Origin of the sequence: Stenotrophomonas geniculata (genome assembly GCF_034508895.1) — a bacterium.
Classification (GTDB): Bacteria; Pseudomonadota; Gammaproteobacteria; order Xanthomonadales; family Xanthomonadaceae; genus Stenotrophomonas; species Stenotrophomonas geniculata.
The window spans coordinates 1,371,079-1,384,199 of sequence record NZ_CP140571.1 but is presented as its reverse complement, the minus strand read 5'-3'; the positions used below and the strand labels follow the sequence as shown (position 1 = coordinate 1,384,199).

Sequence of the window (13,121 nt, the reverse complement as noted above, 5' to 3'; positions counted from 1 at the left end):
TCCCGGTTCAACCGAAGGTGAAGGCATAGGCCTGCACGCCCGCGTCGAGGAACTCGATCTCGAAGCGGTGCGGGCCGACCGTGCCGCGTTGGCGCACCAGCTGGTACAGGCGGTGCTCGTTGACCACACCGCTGCCATCGGCACCGACATCGCTGCCGGCATCGGCGGCAGGCAGTGGCTTGCCGTCCAACAACACGCGGAAGCGCACCGGCTTTCCTTCCTGGGTCGGCGCCAGCACCAGGTGCAGGTCGCGCGCATGGAACTGGAAGGCGATGCGGCCACCGGCCTGCTGCAACTGCGCAGCCTCGTCGGTGACGGTCCAGCGCCCCGACAGTCCCCACTGGTTCAACGCCAGGGTGGCCGGCAAGGTGTAGTCGAATGCCGCATCGTTGCGCTGCCCGCCGGGCGAGGCGAACTGCTCGGCGCGGGCGTGGCCCAGATAGGTTTCCGGTGAGCGCAGATTGCCCATGTCGGCCTGCGCGGCCACGCCCTTCAGGTCGGCGGCAGCGGGATCGGCCGGTGGTGGCAGATTCGTCTGTCCGGCTTCGGTCAGCAGTCGACGGATCATCTGTTCCGAGCGCGCGTAGTTGCCTTCGCCGAACTGGTGGCCGCGGATGTTGCCCTGCGCGTCGACGAAGTACTGCGCCGGCCAGTAGCGGTTGTTGAACGCACGCCAGATCGTGTACTGGTTGTCGAGCGCTACCGGGTACTCGACCTTGAGTTGCTGCACGGCCTTCATCACATTGCGCGGGTCACGTTCGAAAGCGAACTCCGGCGTGTGCACGCCGACCACCACCAGGCCGTGGTCACGGTAGCGGCGTTCCCATTCGTGCACGAACGGCATCGCGCGCAGGCAGTTGATGCAGGAGTACGTCCAGAAATCGACCAGTACCACCTTGCCGCGCAGCTGCTGGGCCGTCAGCGGTGGGCTGTTGAGCCAGCCGGTGGCGCCGTCCAGCGCGGGCAGGGTGCCTTCCACCGGCAGCGGTGCATCGGCTGCGGCGTTGGCACCGGCCATCATCATCATCGGCGGTGCGGCCGGCTGCGCGCCGGGTACCGCATCCAGCAGGCCCTGCTCGATGCGTGCGGTGCTGACCGTCGAAAGACGGGTGAGCAGGCCGGTATCCCAGCCCAGACCAATCGCCACCACCGCCAGCAGTGCGGCTACGCCCAGCACCTTGCGCAGTGCGTCGCCAAGGCCAAGCCGCGCCTGCAGCGCACGGAACACACGACCGCCCACCCACACCGCCAGTGCCAGCGCGGTGATCGCGCCCAGCGCATACGCCAGCAGCAGGGTGCTGGTGCCGACGCTGGCACCGTGCAGGGCGGCGCCGGTCAGCACCAGGCCGAGGATCGGCCCGGCGCACGGTGCCCACAGCAGGCCAGTGGCGATGCCGATCAGCAGCGAGGTCCACGCGCCGCCACGCCCGGCGGCATCGGCCGCATCGGCGCGCGCGCTCAGCCGTGCGCCCACCCGCTGGAACGGTGCCAGCAGATGGTCGGCCAGTCGTGGCCACAGCAGGGCGACTGCGAACAACGCCATCAGCAGCAGCGCGATCCAGCGTCCAACCTGGTTGGCCTGCGCCACCCATTGGCTGCCCACGGCGGCGAGGCTGGCGACCACGGTGAAGGTCAGTGCCATGCCCAGCAGCAACGGCAGCGTGCTGCGCAGGAACGGGCGGTCGGCACGCGCGAACACGAACGGCAGCACCGGCAGGATGCAGGGGCTGAGCAGGGTCAGCGCGCCCCCGAGGTAGGCAAGCAGCAACAGCAGCATCGTCAGGCTCCGGAAGCAGGGGAAGAACCGACCGGCACCCGCCAGCCGTCGGCGGTGCCATCCGTGGCGCCGGGAACGAACACCATCGCCGCACCGTTCATGCAGTAGCGCAGCCCGGTCGGGCGCGGACCATCGTTGAACACATGGCCGAGGTGGCCGCCACAGCGGCGGCAGTGCACCTCCACCCGCAGCATCCCGAAGGTGACGTCCCGGTCTTCGCCGATGGCGTTGTGCAGCGGCGCCCAGAAGCTGGGCCAGCCGGTGCCGCTCTCGAACTTGGTGGACGAGGAGAACAGCGGCAGCGCACAACCGGCGCAGGCGAAGGTGCCCTGGCGGTGTTCCTTGTTGAGCGGGCTGCTGTAGGGGCGCTCGGTGGCCTGCTGGCGCAGTACGGCGTACTGCGCCGGGGTCAGCTGCCGGCGCCACTGTGCATCGCTGTGCATGACCTCGAACTGTCGCGACGGGCGCGCTTCGGCGGCCGCCGGGGCGGCGCGGCTGCAGGCCCCCAGGCCGAACAGGCCGGCGGCGGTGGCAACACCGCCCAGGCCCAGCAGATGGCGGCGGGACAGGGACATGGCGTACTCCGGGAAGGGGCGACGGGGCCATGCTGCGCCCGCCCGGGTCAACGAATCCTCACGCAGGATTCAATTTTTCGTGAGGTATCGGCGGCCGTCCCGCGCCACAATGCAGCCAGCCTCCCCACTGGCCCCGAGCTGCCGATGTCGACCAAACGCGTGCTGATCGTTGAAGACGATGCCCACATCGCCGACCTGCTGCGCATGCATCTGGGCGATGAGGGTTACGACGTCGCCCATGCCGCCAGTGGCGATGCCGGCCTGCGCCTGCTTGAGCAGGATGGTCCGTGGGATGCGCTGGTGCTGGACGTGATGCTGCCCGGCGTGGACGGCCTGCAGGTCTGCCAGCGTGCACGCGCGATGGCGCGCTATGTGCCGATCATCATCATCAGCGCGCGCGGCAGCGAAACGCAGCGCATCGTTGGCCTGGAACTAGGCGCGGACGACTACCTGGCCAAGCCCTTCTCGATGCCGGAACTGGTGGCACGGGTGCGCGCATTGCTGCGCCGCGCCGAGGCGATGGCGCAGAGCGCACGCATCGATGCCGGCGCGATCGAGCTGGGTGGGCTGCAGCTGGACCCGGTTGCACGCACCGCCTCGGTGGACGGCAACGCGCTGGAGCTGACCCCGCGCGAGTTCGACCTGCTGCTGTTCTTCGCCCGCCATCCAGACCAGGTGTTCGCACGCATGGAACTGCTCAACCAGGTCTGGGGCTACCAGCACGATGGCTACGAACACACGGTCAATACCCACATCAACCGACTGCGCAGCAAGATCGAGCCCGATCCGGCCAATCCGCGGCGGCTGCTGACGGTGTGGGGGCGCGGCTACAAGCTGGTCGACCCGGCCGGGGCGGCGGCATGATCAAGCCGAACCTGTGGCAGAAGCTGGCAGCGGTGATCGCCGCGCTGATGCTGATGTGCTGCATGGCGCTGCTGGCACTGCAGATGCGTGCCAACACCCGCCACGAGCAGGAGGTGGTGCAGCGGCTGTCGCTGGGCCTGGCCGAGCACATCGCCCAGCGCAGCGAGCTGATGGATACCAGCGGCATGCGCGACGCCGCGGTGCGCGCGCTGTTCGGCCAGTTGATGGCGGTCAACCCCAGCGTCGAGGTCTACCTGCTGGACGACCAGGGCCGCATCCTCGGCCACGATGCGCCCAGTGGGCACCTGGTGCGCAACCGGGTGGACGTGGCGCCACTGCGCCGCCTGCTGGCCGGTGCGCCGTTGCCGATCCTGGGCGATGACCCGCGCAGTGCGGATGGGCGCAAGGTGTTCAGTGCAGCACCGCTGATCGTGCAGGGCCGGCAGGCCGGCTATGTGTACGTGGTGCTGGTCGGCGAGCACCGGCAGATGCTGGCCGACGATCTTGCCGCCGGCAGCCAGTGGAACACCACCTGGTGGTCGGTGGTGCTGGTCGGCAGCCTGGGCCTGCTGGCCGGGCTGGTGGCGTTCTACTGGGTGACCCGCCCGCTGCGACGGCTGACCCGGCGCATCCAGGCGTTCGACATCGACGCACCCACGCCATTGCCGCCGCCGGAGCCGCTGCGCCCCGGCGAGCGCGACGAACTGGTGATCCTCGAACACGCGCACGCACAGATGGCGCAGCGGCTGGGAGAGCAATGGCAGCAGCTGCGCCAGCAGGACCTGCAGCGCCGCGAGCTGGTCGCCAACATCTCCCATGACCTGCGTACGCCGTTGTCGTCACTGCACGGCTATCTGGAAACGCTGGCATTGAAGGACGCCACGCTGTCGCCGGATGAGCGCCGCCGCTACCTCGGTATCGCGCTGGCGCAGAGTGCCAAGGTAGGTCGGCTTGCGCGTGCACTGTTCGAGCTGGCGCGGCTGGAACATGGCGAAGTGCGCCTGGAGTGGGAAGTGTTCGCGCTGCCGGAACTGCTGCAGGACGTACTGCAGAAGTTCGAGCTGGCCGCGCAGGCGCGCAACCAGCGCCTGCACGCCGGGTTCCCGCCGGGCCTGCCGCTGGTGCGTGCCGATCTGGGCCTGGTCGAGCGGGTGCTGACCAACCTGCTCGACAACGCGTTGCGGCATGCGCCGGAGGGTGGCCGGATCGAGGTGTGCCTGCGCGCGACGCCGGACAGCGTGGAGGTGAGTGTTGCCGACGACGGCCCCGGCGTAGCCCCCGCGCTGCGTGCGCAGCTGTTCCAGGCGCCGGCCGCGCTGGGCGCACGACGCGGTGACAACGGTGGCCTCGGCTTGCTGATCGTGCAGCGCATCGTGCAGCTGCATGGGCGCCGGATCGAACTGCGCGACAGCGAGCGGGGTGCGCTGTTCGTGTTTGCCTTGCCGCGCGCGGAACCGGCGGTCTAGCAGGTCGTCTCGCTCTCCACGGCACCGCCGCTTTCCAGTGGCAGGTGCAGGCGGATGCAGGCACCGCCCAGTTCGGAGTCGATCACTTCAACGTGGCCGCCATGCTTGTCGGCCACCACCTGCACCAGCGCCAGGCCGAGGCCGAAACCGGGGCTGCCCGGATCCAACCGCACATAGGGTTGCAGCACCTGGCCGCGCAGTTCGGGCGCGATGCCGGGGCCGTCGTCCTCCACCTGCAGGCACAGCCAGCCATCGTTGACGGTGCTGGCGATGCGGATCTGCCGCCGCGCGTAGCGCAGGGCATTGCCGAGCAGGTTGCGCAACGCCAGTTCCAGCATGTGCCGGTTGACGTTGACCAGCCCTGCCGGCGACAGCGCCTGCTGCACGGGCATCGGCAGCGGCGCGAACTGGGCCACCACGCCGCGCACCAGTGCCGCCAACTGCAGGCGCTGGCGTGTCAGCTGGTGACAGCGACCGAGTGCGGCGTACTCGACGCCGGCGTCGGTGAGGTGCTGCAGCCGATCGACATCGGTGCGCAGGCCGCCCAGCGCGTCGCGCTGTATCTCGTCCAGCGCAGTGTCCTCCAGGTCGGCCAGGCCGAAGCGCATCCGTGCCAGCGGCGTGCGGACCTCGTGTGCCACCGCCTGGGCCAGCACGCGCTGGCTTTCCAGCAGCTGCTGCAGCTGCTCGGCCATGTGATTGAAGGCATTGGCCAGCGGCCGCACCAGCGCGGTGCCGGCGCGTGGCGCGCGCGTGTCCAGCTGGCCGTCGCGCATCTGCCGGGCGGCCTGGGCCAGCTGCGAGACGTCGCGCCACAGGCGGTAGACCATCACGTACATCGGCAGCGCCACGGCCACCATCAGGATCAGCAGCAGGATCGCCACGCCGGACACTTCGCTGTCCTGCCACCCCTCATCGGGCAGTGCTTCGTCCAGTGGCCCGAGCATCACGGCATAGTCGCTGTCACCGATCCGCTGCAGGCTGCGCATGTGTTCGAGGTCGATCTGCACCCGGCCGTTGTTGAGCGGCGGTCGCTGGCTGGCCGACAGCTCTTTTTCCGCGTCTGCCAGCGGCACCATCCGCAGGGCATAGGCGAAGTCGGCGTCGAGCCCGCGTGCCAGCGCCGGCCATTGCTCGCGCGGTGTTTCCGCGAAGCGTTGCTGCAGCAGCGCATGGGTGCCACGCATCTCGGCCAGCAGGCTGGCTTCGGTGCGGTCTTCCAGCAGCGCATCCCAGGCCCACAGGCCCAGCACGATCAGCAGCAGGTGGGCGACCAGGAAGCCGATGCCGTAGCGCAGGAAGTGGAAGGCGTGGCCGCGCATCGCCGAAGGCGTGCGCTTCATCCCCATGCCGAGCGGCTGAACAGGTAGCCGCGTCCACGCACGGTCTTGATCCGCTCCGGTTGTTCAGGGTTGTCGCCCAGCTTGCGGCGCAGGCGCGAGATGCGTGCATCGATCGAACGGTCCAGGCCATCAAAGGCGATGCCACGCAGGCCGCGCAGCAGTGCATCGCGGTCCAGGATCTGGCCGGCGTTGCTGGCCAGCAGGAACAGCAGGTCGAACTCGGCCGTGGTCAGCTCCAACAGGCCGCCCTGCAGGTGCACATTGCGGGTGGACGGGTCGATGTTCAGCTCGCCGAAGCGCAGGCTGCCGTCGCGCGGTTCGACCCGGCGATGGCGGCGCAGGTGCGCACGCAGGCGGGCCAGCAGCACCCGCGGTTCGATGGGTTTGCCGATGTAATCGTCGGCCCCCAGCTCCAGTCCCAGCACCTGGTCGATGTTGTCGGTGCGGGCGGTCAGCACACAGATGATGCCGTCATAGTGGGGCCGGATCTGCCGACACACTTCGAAACCATCCTGGTCGGGCAGGCCGACATCGAGCAGGACCAGGGCCGGCTTCTCGGCCAGGATCCGGGCCACCGCGCGCTCACCACTGCGCTCATGGGCCACCTGGTAGCCATGCCGCTGCAGATAGTCGCTGACCATCGTACCCAGGCGGGCATCGTCTTCGACCAGTACGATATCCAGCATTTTCAAGGCCTCCGTGGGGCATACGTACCGCCACGGCACGAGCGCGGCGATGCTATCCCAGCCTTCGGGCCACCCGGGTCCAGGGGGCGGGCGCCATTCAGCCGGGGTTGCTGGCGCGCGGGCCGGGCCTCAGGCCTGGCAACAACTTGGCGTCCAGCATAGCTTGTTGCCGTTACAAAACGTTACCTTCGTGATACGTCTGGTGACCATCGCTGACAGCAAAGCGACTGACGCGGGGCAGGTGCGGCGCCGAGCATGGAGTCTCCTCCGCTCCGCGTGCCGTTCCCATGTCGCCCGCCGCCCCCTGCCTGCTGAACCCGTCCCGCCGCTGCCGCTGCGGAGGTGCCCGATGAGCGGCGTGGTCGGCGCCTGGCTGCCCCCCGCCGAGGACGAACAGCTGCTGCAGCAGCTGGCGCCGATGCTGCGCGCCCTGCAGCAGCGCGGCCGGGGCCGCATCGGCTACTGGACCGACGCCGAGGCCGGCCTCGCGCTGGGCCACTGCCGGGCACCCACCGATACGCCGTTGCAGCCGCTGAGCTCGGACTGCGGCCGTTACGTGCTGTGCCTGGACGGCCGGCTGTACAACCGTGGCGACCTGCAGGCGCAGCTGCGCGATCTGCCGCGCAGCTGCAGCGATGCTCGGCTGCTGCTGCAGGCGATCGTTGAATGGGGCGTGGAGCGCGCGCTGTCGCGTGTCGAAGGCGCCTTCGGTTTCAGCGTATGGGACCGTGAGTCGCGCGCGTTGTGGTTGGCGCGTGATCCGGTCGGTGAGCGGCCGCTGTACTACGGCTGGTTCCAGGGCCAGTTCCTGTTCGCCTCGGAAATGAAGGCGCTGCAGGCCTTCGCCGGCTTCGCGCCGAGCATCGACCAGGATGCGCTGAGCCTGCTGCTGCGCCACGACTATGTGCCGGCGCCGCACACCATCTACCGGGGCATCCACAAGCTGGTGGCAGGCGCGATGCTGCGCGTCGATCTGGATGACCACGCTGCCGGCGGTTCCAGCCAGGCGACGGAAGGGGGGACGCGCTACTGGTGTGCACGCGATGCGATGCAGCGTGCGCTGCAGGAGCCCCTGCAGCCGACGCCGAGCCTGGAACAGGCCACCGACCAGCTGGAAGCCGTACTGCAAAAGGCCATTGCCGCACGCATGCATTCGCCATTGGCGTGTGGCGCGTTCCTGTCCGGCGGCACCGACTCGTCGCTGGTGACCGCGATGATGCAGGCCCAATCGACCTTGCCGATCGAGGCGTGGACGGTCGGTTTCGACGATCCCGGCCATGACGAAAGCGATTGGGCCTCGCAGGTCGCGCGCCATCTGGGCGTGCAGCATCATCTGCACCGGATGGATGCGCGGCAGGGCCTGGACCTGCTGCAGCGGCTGCCGCAGGTCTGGTGCGAGCCGTTCGCTGATGCCTCGCAGCTGCCGACCCTGCTGGCCAGTGAACTGCTGGGTGCGCGCAAGCCGGTGGCGCTGACCGGTGACGGCGGCGATGAGCTGTTCTTCGGTCACCCGAGCTATGGCCGCGCGCTGCGCAATGCACGCCTGTGCGGTGGCCTGCCGGACTGGGTGCGCGACCTGGCACGGCGCAGCGGCAACCGCATGAACGTGGAGCGTGGCCGCCTCGGCGGTTGGCGTGCGCTGGTGGCCGAGGTCGCTGCCAACGATGTGGAAGGGCATTACCTGCAGCGGGTCACCCGCTGGCGCCAGCCGGCGCAGGTGGTGCTGGGCGCGCGCGAACCGATCACGATCTTCCAGCAGCAGGACACTGCGCTCCCGGCTGAGGCGCGTATCCAGCTGCTGGATTTCCGCATGGACCTGGCCGAGGGCATTCTCGCCAAGGTCGATCGTGCCGGCATGGCAGCGGGCGTTGAAACGCGTGCGCCGCTGCTGGACATGGAGGTGGTGCGCTTGGCCTGGCGCCTGCCGCAGCATCTGAAGTACCACGACGGCGAGCACAAGCGGATTCTCAAGCACCTGCTGGCACGCTACCTGCCCGAGCCGCTGGTGTACCGCCCCAAGCGCGGTTTCGGTCCGCCGATGGCACGTTGGTTGGCAGGCCCGCTGCGCGATTGGGCGGAGGCGCTGCTGGATCCGCAGCTGCTGCGCAACCAGGGCTGCTTCGATGCGGCGCGCGTGCGCGGTATCTGGGAAGCGTTCCTGCGCGGCGAGCGCAAGTGGCACACGCACCTGTGGAACGTGCTGATGTTCCAGGCGTGGCACCAGCACTGGCACGGTGGTCGCGGGCGCTGAGGTTCCTTTGCGGTGTGTTCTGCGTGGCGTGTGGCGGATTCGTTCTGCGTGGCGCAGGGCGGAGACCCTTGCGTACGAATGTCCTCCGGCGCCGGCCGTTGGCCGTCACCTCCCCCTTTACTTCGTACGCAAGGGCCTCCGCCCTGCGTTCGGAGTTCGTCGGTGCCTCATTGAAAAGTTGCCATGAGCACTGAGCTTTAGCTGCCGTAAGCCGAGCCTCGTCGGGGCGGGCAGGGGCCTGGGCAAAGTAAAGGAGGAGGTGACGGCCAACGACCGGCGCCGGGGGACATTTGCCCAGGCCCCTGCCCGCCCCGGCGGGGCCCATCAGCTCGCAGGAAATCCAGACGAGGAAGCGCTCTTGAATCCAGACAACGGGCAAAAAAAGACCCGGCAGAGGGAGGGATCTGCCGGGTCCGGATTGCGTGGGGGGAGGGACCCACGCAATGAGCGTTGCGTCGCGTCAGTGGTTGTTCGCGTCCGCCGTTGATTCGTTGTAGCCCTGTGCCAGTTCGGACCAGGCCTTGCTGGCCTGCAGGCCGAGCCCGACCATGTCCTGCTGGGCCTGACCCAGCCGCTGCAGGTTGTCCTGCCACAGTTGCGCGCCCTTGGAGAGCGTACCGGCCGCGTCTTCACTGCGGGCCAGTTCGCCCAGCCAACCGCTGGTCGCGGTCAGGTTGCGCTCCATTACCTTCAGCTGCACGCCGAACATGCTTTCCGCGTTCTCCAACGCCAACCGGTTCGCGCGCGTTGCCGCGGCGGCGAGCTGGCGGGTGGCATCACTGAAGCGATCGCTGAAGGCGGCGGCCATGGGGCATCAGGAAGTGGCTTGATGCATTGCAGCATACGCCCTTGATGCCGCATTGCAACAAAAATAACAAAGGCGCCCAAGGCGCCTTTGAAAAACCTTTCAGATCAATGGGTTGATCAGATCTCGGGGCCGCGGTAGCGGCAGCCCGACGTGCAGGTTTCGTGCACGGTGATCTCGCTCAGCGCTGGCAGGCTGGGCTTGAGTTCGTTCCAGATCCACACCGCCAGGTTCTCGCTGGTCGGATTCTCCAGGCCGGGGATGTCATTGAGGTAGTGATGGTCCAGGCGGTCGTAGATCGGCTGGAAGGCCGCCTTCACGTCGCCGAAGTCCATGATCCAGCCGGTCTGCGCACCCGGCTCGCCCTCGACCTTCAGTTCCACCCGGAACGAGTGGCCGTGCAGGCGCGCGCACTTGTGCCCCGGCGGCACGTTGGGGAGGCGGTGCGCCGCCTCGAGCATGAAGACTTTGAAGATTTCCATGGCGCGATTGTACGCCGCAGGTGGCCGGCCATCCTGAGCGGATGTTGGCCTTTCGTGAAGTGACTCTTTCCATCCGGATGAAGAGATGATAGTTTCTCTTATATCCGTATGAAGAGATGTTATTGGCCGGACCCCGGCCAGGCATGGACTACTGCGGAACTTCGTCGTCCTTACCACCTCCCCACATCGTCATGCCCAAGCACACCCTGCTCGTGGCGGCCCTGGCCGTCGCTCTGGCCGCGCCTTTGCCTGCCGCCGCCGAAACCTCCGCCGACGCCAGTGGCGAAGCCAGCACCCTGGCCGCCGTGCGCGTCACCGGTTCCAACATCAAGCGTACCGACACCGAGGCCTCCAACCCGGTGCAGGTGATCGGCCGGCAGCAGCTGGAACAGACCGGCAAGGCCACCGTGGCCGATGTGCTGCGTTCGATCTCGGCCAACACCGGCAACGCCAGCAACGAAACCACCAACAACGGTTGGGCCTCGGGCTCGGCCGGCATCGGCCTGCGCGGCCTGTCGCAGAAGAACACGCTGGTGCTGCTCAACGGCCGCCGCCTGGCCAACTACGGCTTCCCGGCCGGTGGCCTGTCCGACACCTTCGTCGATCTCAACGCGCTGCCGCTGGTGGCCGTCGAGCGCATCGAAGTGCTCAAGGACGGCGCCTCGGCGGTGTACGGCTCCGATGCCGTGGCCGGCGTGGTCAACATCATCACCCGGCAGAACTTCGAAGGCGCCGAGATCGGCGGCAGCTTCGGCGGTGCCGACCAGGGCGGCCTGCACGAGCAGAACCTGAAGTTCGTCGGCGGCCTGGGTGATCTCGACACCGATGGCTACAACATCCTCTTCAGCCTGCAGGGGTACAACCGTGAGCGCCTGGACCAGGACGAACGCAACCTGACCAGGAGCGGCATCTACACCGACAAGCCGGGTGGCCGCTGGAACGGCTGGTCGGCCAAGGGTGCGCGCTACCTGGTCAACGGCGTGTCGGTACCGATGCTCGACGCCAACGGCAACTGCCCGGCCGGCACCACCCGCGTTGCCAGCGCGCCGATTGATGGCCTGTCCGGTGACACCTGCGGTTTCAACCAGGCGCCGTTCACCACGCTGATCCCCTCGACCAAGCGTTACCAGGCCTATGCCAACGGCACCTTCCGCCTGAACGACAACGTCGAGGCCTTCGGCGAAGTGCTGTACAGCCAGATCAAGAGCGCCGCGTGGTTCGGCAGCAGCCCGTTCTTCACCCTGGAAAGCGGCCGCTTCGCACTGAACGCCAACAGCGGCCTGGCCGAGCCGGTGTCGTCGCTGCTGCCGGCCAACAATCCGTACAACCCGTACGGCCGTGCGATCCCGATCGAGTACACGTTCTTCGACCTTGGCGGCACCATCAAGACCAACCGATCCACGGCCTATCGCGGCGTGTTCGGCCTGCGCGGCACCACCGCCAACTGGGACTGGGAAGTGGCTGCATTCGGTGCGCGCAGCAGCGAACGCGAGAGCGTGTCCGGCGGCTTCGCCAACCGCTGGGCGCTGGCCGATGCGCTGGCCACGGGCAGCTACAACCTGCTCAACCCGGCGGCGACGCCGCAGTCGGTGCGCGACTCGATCAACATCGCCACGCTGCGTCCGGCCGAATCCAAGCTGCAGGGCATCGATGCAAAGATTTCCGGCAGCCTGGGCCACACCTGGGCCGGCGAGATCGGCTTCGCTGCCGGTGCCGAGTGGCGCCGCGAGAAGCTTGATTCCAACAACCCATGGCAGATCGATGCCGGCCTGCAGGTGCGCCCGGCCATCGCCGAAGTGCACGGCAAGCGCCAGGTCAGTGCGGCCTATGCCGAAGTGAACGTGCCGCTGGCCTCGACGCTGGAGCTGTCCGCCGCCGCGCGTGCCGACCATTACGATGATTTCGGCGATGCCTTCTCGCCGAAGATCGGCCTGCGCTGGCAGCCGCTGGACTTCCTGCTGGTACGTGCATCGGCCTCGAAGGGCTTCCGTGCGCCGTCGCTGTCGGAGAACTCCAACAGCACCAGCATCGCCTACGGCAGCGTGGTCGATCCGCGTGATCCTGACGTGCCGGGCTCGCGGCAGAACCCGACCTTCTTCACCGTCGGCAACAACGCGCTGAAGCCCGAGCGCACCAGGAGCGTGAACTTCGGCGTGGTGCTGTCGCCGTGGGCCAACACCAACCTGAGCGTGGACTACTACCGCATCCAGCTGGACAACCTGGTTGGCACCAACAACACCCAGACCCTGGTCAACGACAACGTGGCCGGCGCGGTGCAGCGCGATGAACGCGGCAAGCTGCAGGCGGTCTACAACCGCTACCAGAACCTGAGCGAGCTGAAGACCTCGGGCATCGACGTCGAGCTGCGCCAGCGCATCCCGACCGCAGCACTGGGTGACTTCACCGTGTCCTCGGCCTACACCCACGTGCGCGACTACCGCCGCCCGACCGTGGTCGGCGGCCCGCTGGTGGATTACGCCGGCAGCAACCTGGGCGCGACCCTGCCCAAGGACAAGGCCACCACCACGCTGGACTGGAAGTACGGTGATTTCAACGCCGCCGTGACCTGGTACTACACCAGCAGCTACCGCCAGGAAGCCAGCACCGCCGCCAAGGCCGTGCAGCAGCGCGTCGGCAGCTACAGCCAGTACGACCTGTACCTGGCCTACACCGGCATCGACAAGCTGACCGTGTACGCAAAAGTCCAGAACCTGGCCGACAAGACGCCGCCGTACGACGCCTCGTTCCCGGGCATCCGCGCGCCGTACGACTTCAGCCAGTACGACCTGCGTGGCCGCTACTTCACGCTGGGCTTCGATTACCGCTTCTGATCCATCCGCCGCGGCCGGTCACCTGAAGGGACCGGCCGCGC

10 protein-coding genes are annotated in these 13,121 nt (G+C 68.1%); 4 read left to right on the top strand and 6 right to left on the bottom strand.

Going from position 1 to position 13,121, the window contains the following annotated elements; genetic code table 11:
* Positions 1–7: 7 nt before the first annotated feature.
* Positions 8–1,777, bottom strand: coding sequence for a cytochrome c biogenesis protein DipZ (locus RI032_RS06510; RefSeq protein ID WP_191863302.1), 1,770 nt, complete (start codon positions 1,775–1,777; stop codon positions 8–10).
* 2 nt (positions 1,778–1,779) lie between these two features.
* Entirely contained in the window at positions 1,780–2,352 is a 573-nt protein-coding gene (gene msrB / locus RI032_RS06505; protein WP_057503809.1) for a peptide-methionine (R)-S-oxide reductase MsrB, read from the bottom strand.
* Positions 2,353–2,496: 144 nt separating this feature from the next.
* On the opposite strand from msrB, the gene RI032_RS06500 reads away from it, so the two are divergent.
* Both RI032_RS06500 and RI032_RS06495 read left to right on the top strand, forming a co-directional pair.
* Positions 2,497–3,216 carry a response regulator transcription factor gene (locus RI032_RS06500; RefSeq protein WP_014035866.1) on the top strand — a complete coding sequence of 240 codons (720 nt, stop codon included), beginning with the start codon at positions 2,497–2,499 and terminating at the stop codon, positions 3,214–3,216.
* Complete coding sequence (locus tag RI032_RS06495) at positions 3,213–4,682, top strand: sensor histidine kinase (protein ID WP_019338004.1); 1,470 nt, start codon at positions 3,213–3,215, stop codon at positions 4,680–4,682. The genes RI032_RS06500 and RI032_RS06495 overlap by 4 nt, the downstream gene beginning before the upstream one ends.
* Here the strand turns inward: RI032_RS06495 and RI032_RS06490 are convergent.
* Together RI032_RS06490 and RI032_RS06485 are read right to left on the bottom strand one after the other, a co-directional pair.
* The gene (locus tag RI032_RS06490; RefSeq protein WP_197657314.1) at positions 4,679–6,025 is read right to left on the bottom strand and encodes an ATP-binding protein; all 1,347 of its coding nucleotides are present in this window, start codon (positions 6,023–6,025) and stop codon (positions 4,679–4,681) included. The genes RI032_RS06495 and RI032_RS06490 overlap by 4 nt on opposite strands.
* On the bottom strand, positions 6,022–6,711 hold the full coding sequence (locus tag RI032_RS06485; protein ID WP_010484092.1) for a winged helix-turn-helix domain-containing protein: 690 nt from the start codon (positions 6,709–6,711) through the stop codon (positions 6,022–6,024). Before RI032_RS06485 ends, RI032_RS06490 begins: the two co-directional genes overlap by 4 nt.
* 349 nt (positions 6,712–7,060) lie before the next feature.
* Between RI032_RS06485 and asnB the strand changes: the two genes are divergently transcribed.
* A complete protein-coding gene (asnB, locus tag RI032_RS06480) occupies positions 7,061–8,962 on the top strand; it encodes an asparagine synthase (glutamine-hydrolyzing) (protein WP_010484091.1) in 1,902 nt (633 codons plus the stop codon).
* A 460-nt stretch (positions 8,963–9,422) separates the two neighbouring features.
* Here asnB and RI032_RS06475 read toward each other — a convergent pair whose 3' ends face one another.
* Positions 9,423–9,770, bottom strand: coding sequence for a phasin family protein (locus RI032_RS06475; protein WP_019338007.1), 348 nt, complete (start codon positions 9,768–9,770; stop codon positions 9,423–9,425).
* Between the two features lie 116 nt (positions 9,771–9,886).
* Complete coding sequence (gene queD / locus RI032_RS06470; RefSeq protein ID WP_010484089.1) at positions 9,887–10,249, bottom strand: 6-carboxytetrahydropterin synthase QueD; 363 nt, start codon at positions 10,247–10,249, stop codon at positions 9,887–9,889.
* A gap of 191 nt (positions 10,250–10,440) precedes the next feature.
* Here queD and RI032_RS06465 point away from each other — a divergent pair, with 191 nt between their 5' ends.
* A complete protein-coding gene (locus RI032_RS06465) occupies positions 10,441–13,080 on the top strand; it encodes a TonB-dependent receptor (protein ID WP_099560182.1) in 2,640 nt (879 codons plus the stop codon).
* The last annotated feature ends 41 nt before the right edge of the window (positions 13,081–13,121 follow it).

Coding starts and splice junctions, on each gene's coding strand:
- RI032_RS06495 (WP_019338004.1), top strand. CDS start 3,213: ATGATCAAGCCGAACCTGTGGCAGAAGCTGGCAGCGGTGATCGCCGCG.
- RI032_RS06465 (WP_099560182.1), top strand. CDS start 10,441: ATGCCCAAGCACACCCTGCTCGTGGCGGCCCTGGCCGTCGCTCTGGCC.
- RI032_RS06500 (WP_014035866.1), top strand. CDS start 2,497: ATGTCGACCAAACGCGTGCTGATCGTTGAAGACGATGCCCACATCGCC.
- RI032_RS06475 (WP_019338007.1), bottom strand. CDS start 9,770: ATGGCCGCCGCCTTCAGCGATCGCTTCAGTGATGCCACCCGCCAGCTC.
- msrB (WP_057503809.1), bottom strand. CDS start 2,352: ATGTCCCTGTCCCGCCGCCATCTGCTGGGCCTGGGCGGTGTTGCCACC.
- RI032_RS06485 (WP_010484092.1), bottom strand. CDS start 6,711: ATGCTGGATATCGTACTGGTCGAAGACGATGCCCGCCTGGGTACGATG.
- asnB (WP_010484091.1), top strand. CDS start 7,061: ATGAGCGGCGTGGTCGGCGCCTGGCTGCCCCCCGCCGAGGACGAACAG.
- RI032_RS06510 (WP_191863302.1), bottom strand. CDS start 1,777: ATGCTGCTGTTGCTGCTTGCCTACCTCGGGGGCGCGCTGACCCTGCTC.
- queD (WP_010484089.1), bottom strand. CDS start 10,249: ATGGAAATCTTCAAAGTCTTCATGCTCGAGGCGGCGCACCGCCTCCCC.
- RI032_RS06490 (WP_197657314.1), bottom strand. CDS start 6,025: ATGAAGCGCACGCCTTCGGCGATGCGCGGCCACGCCTTCCACTTCCTG.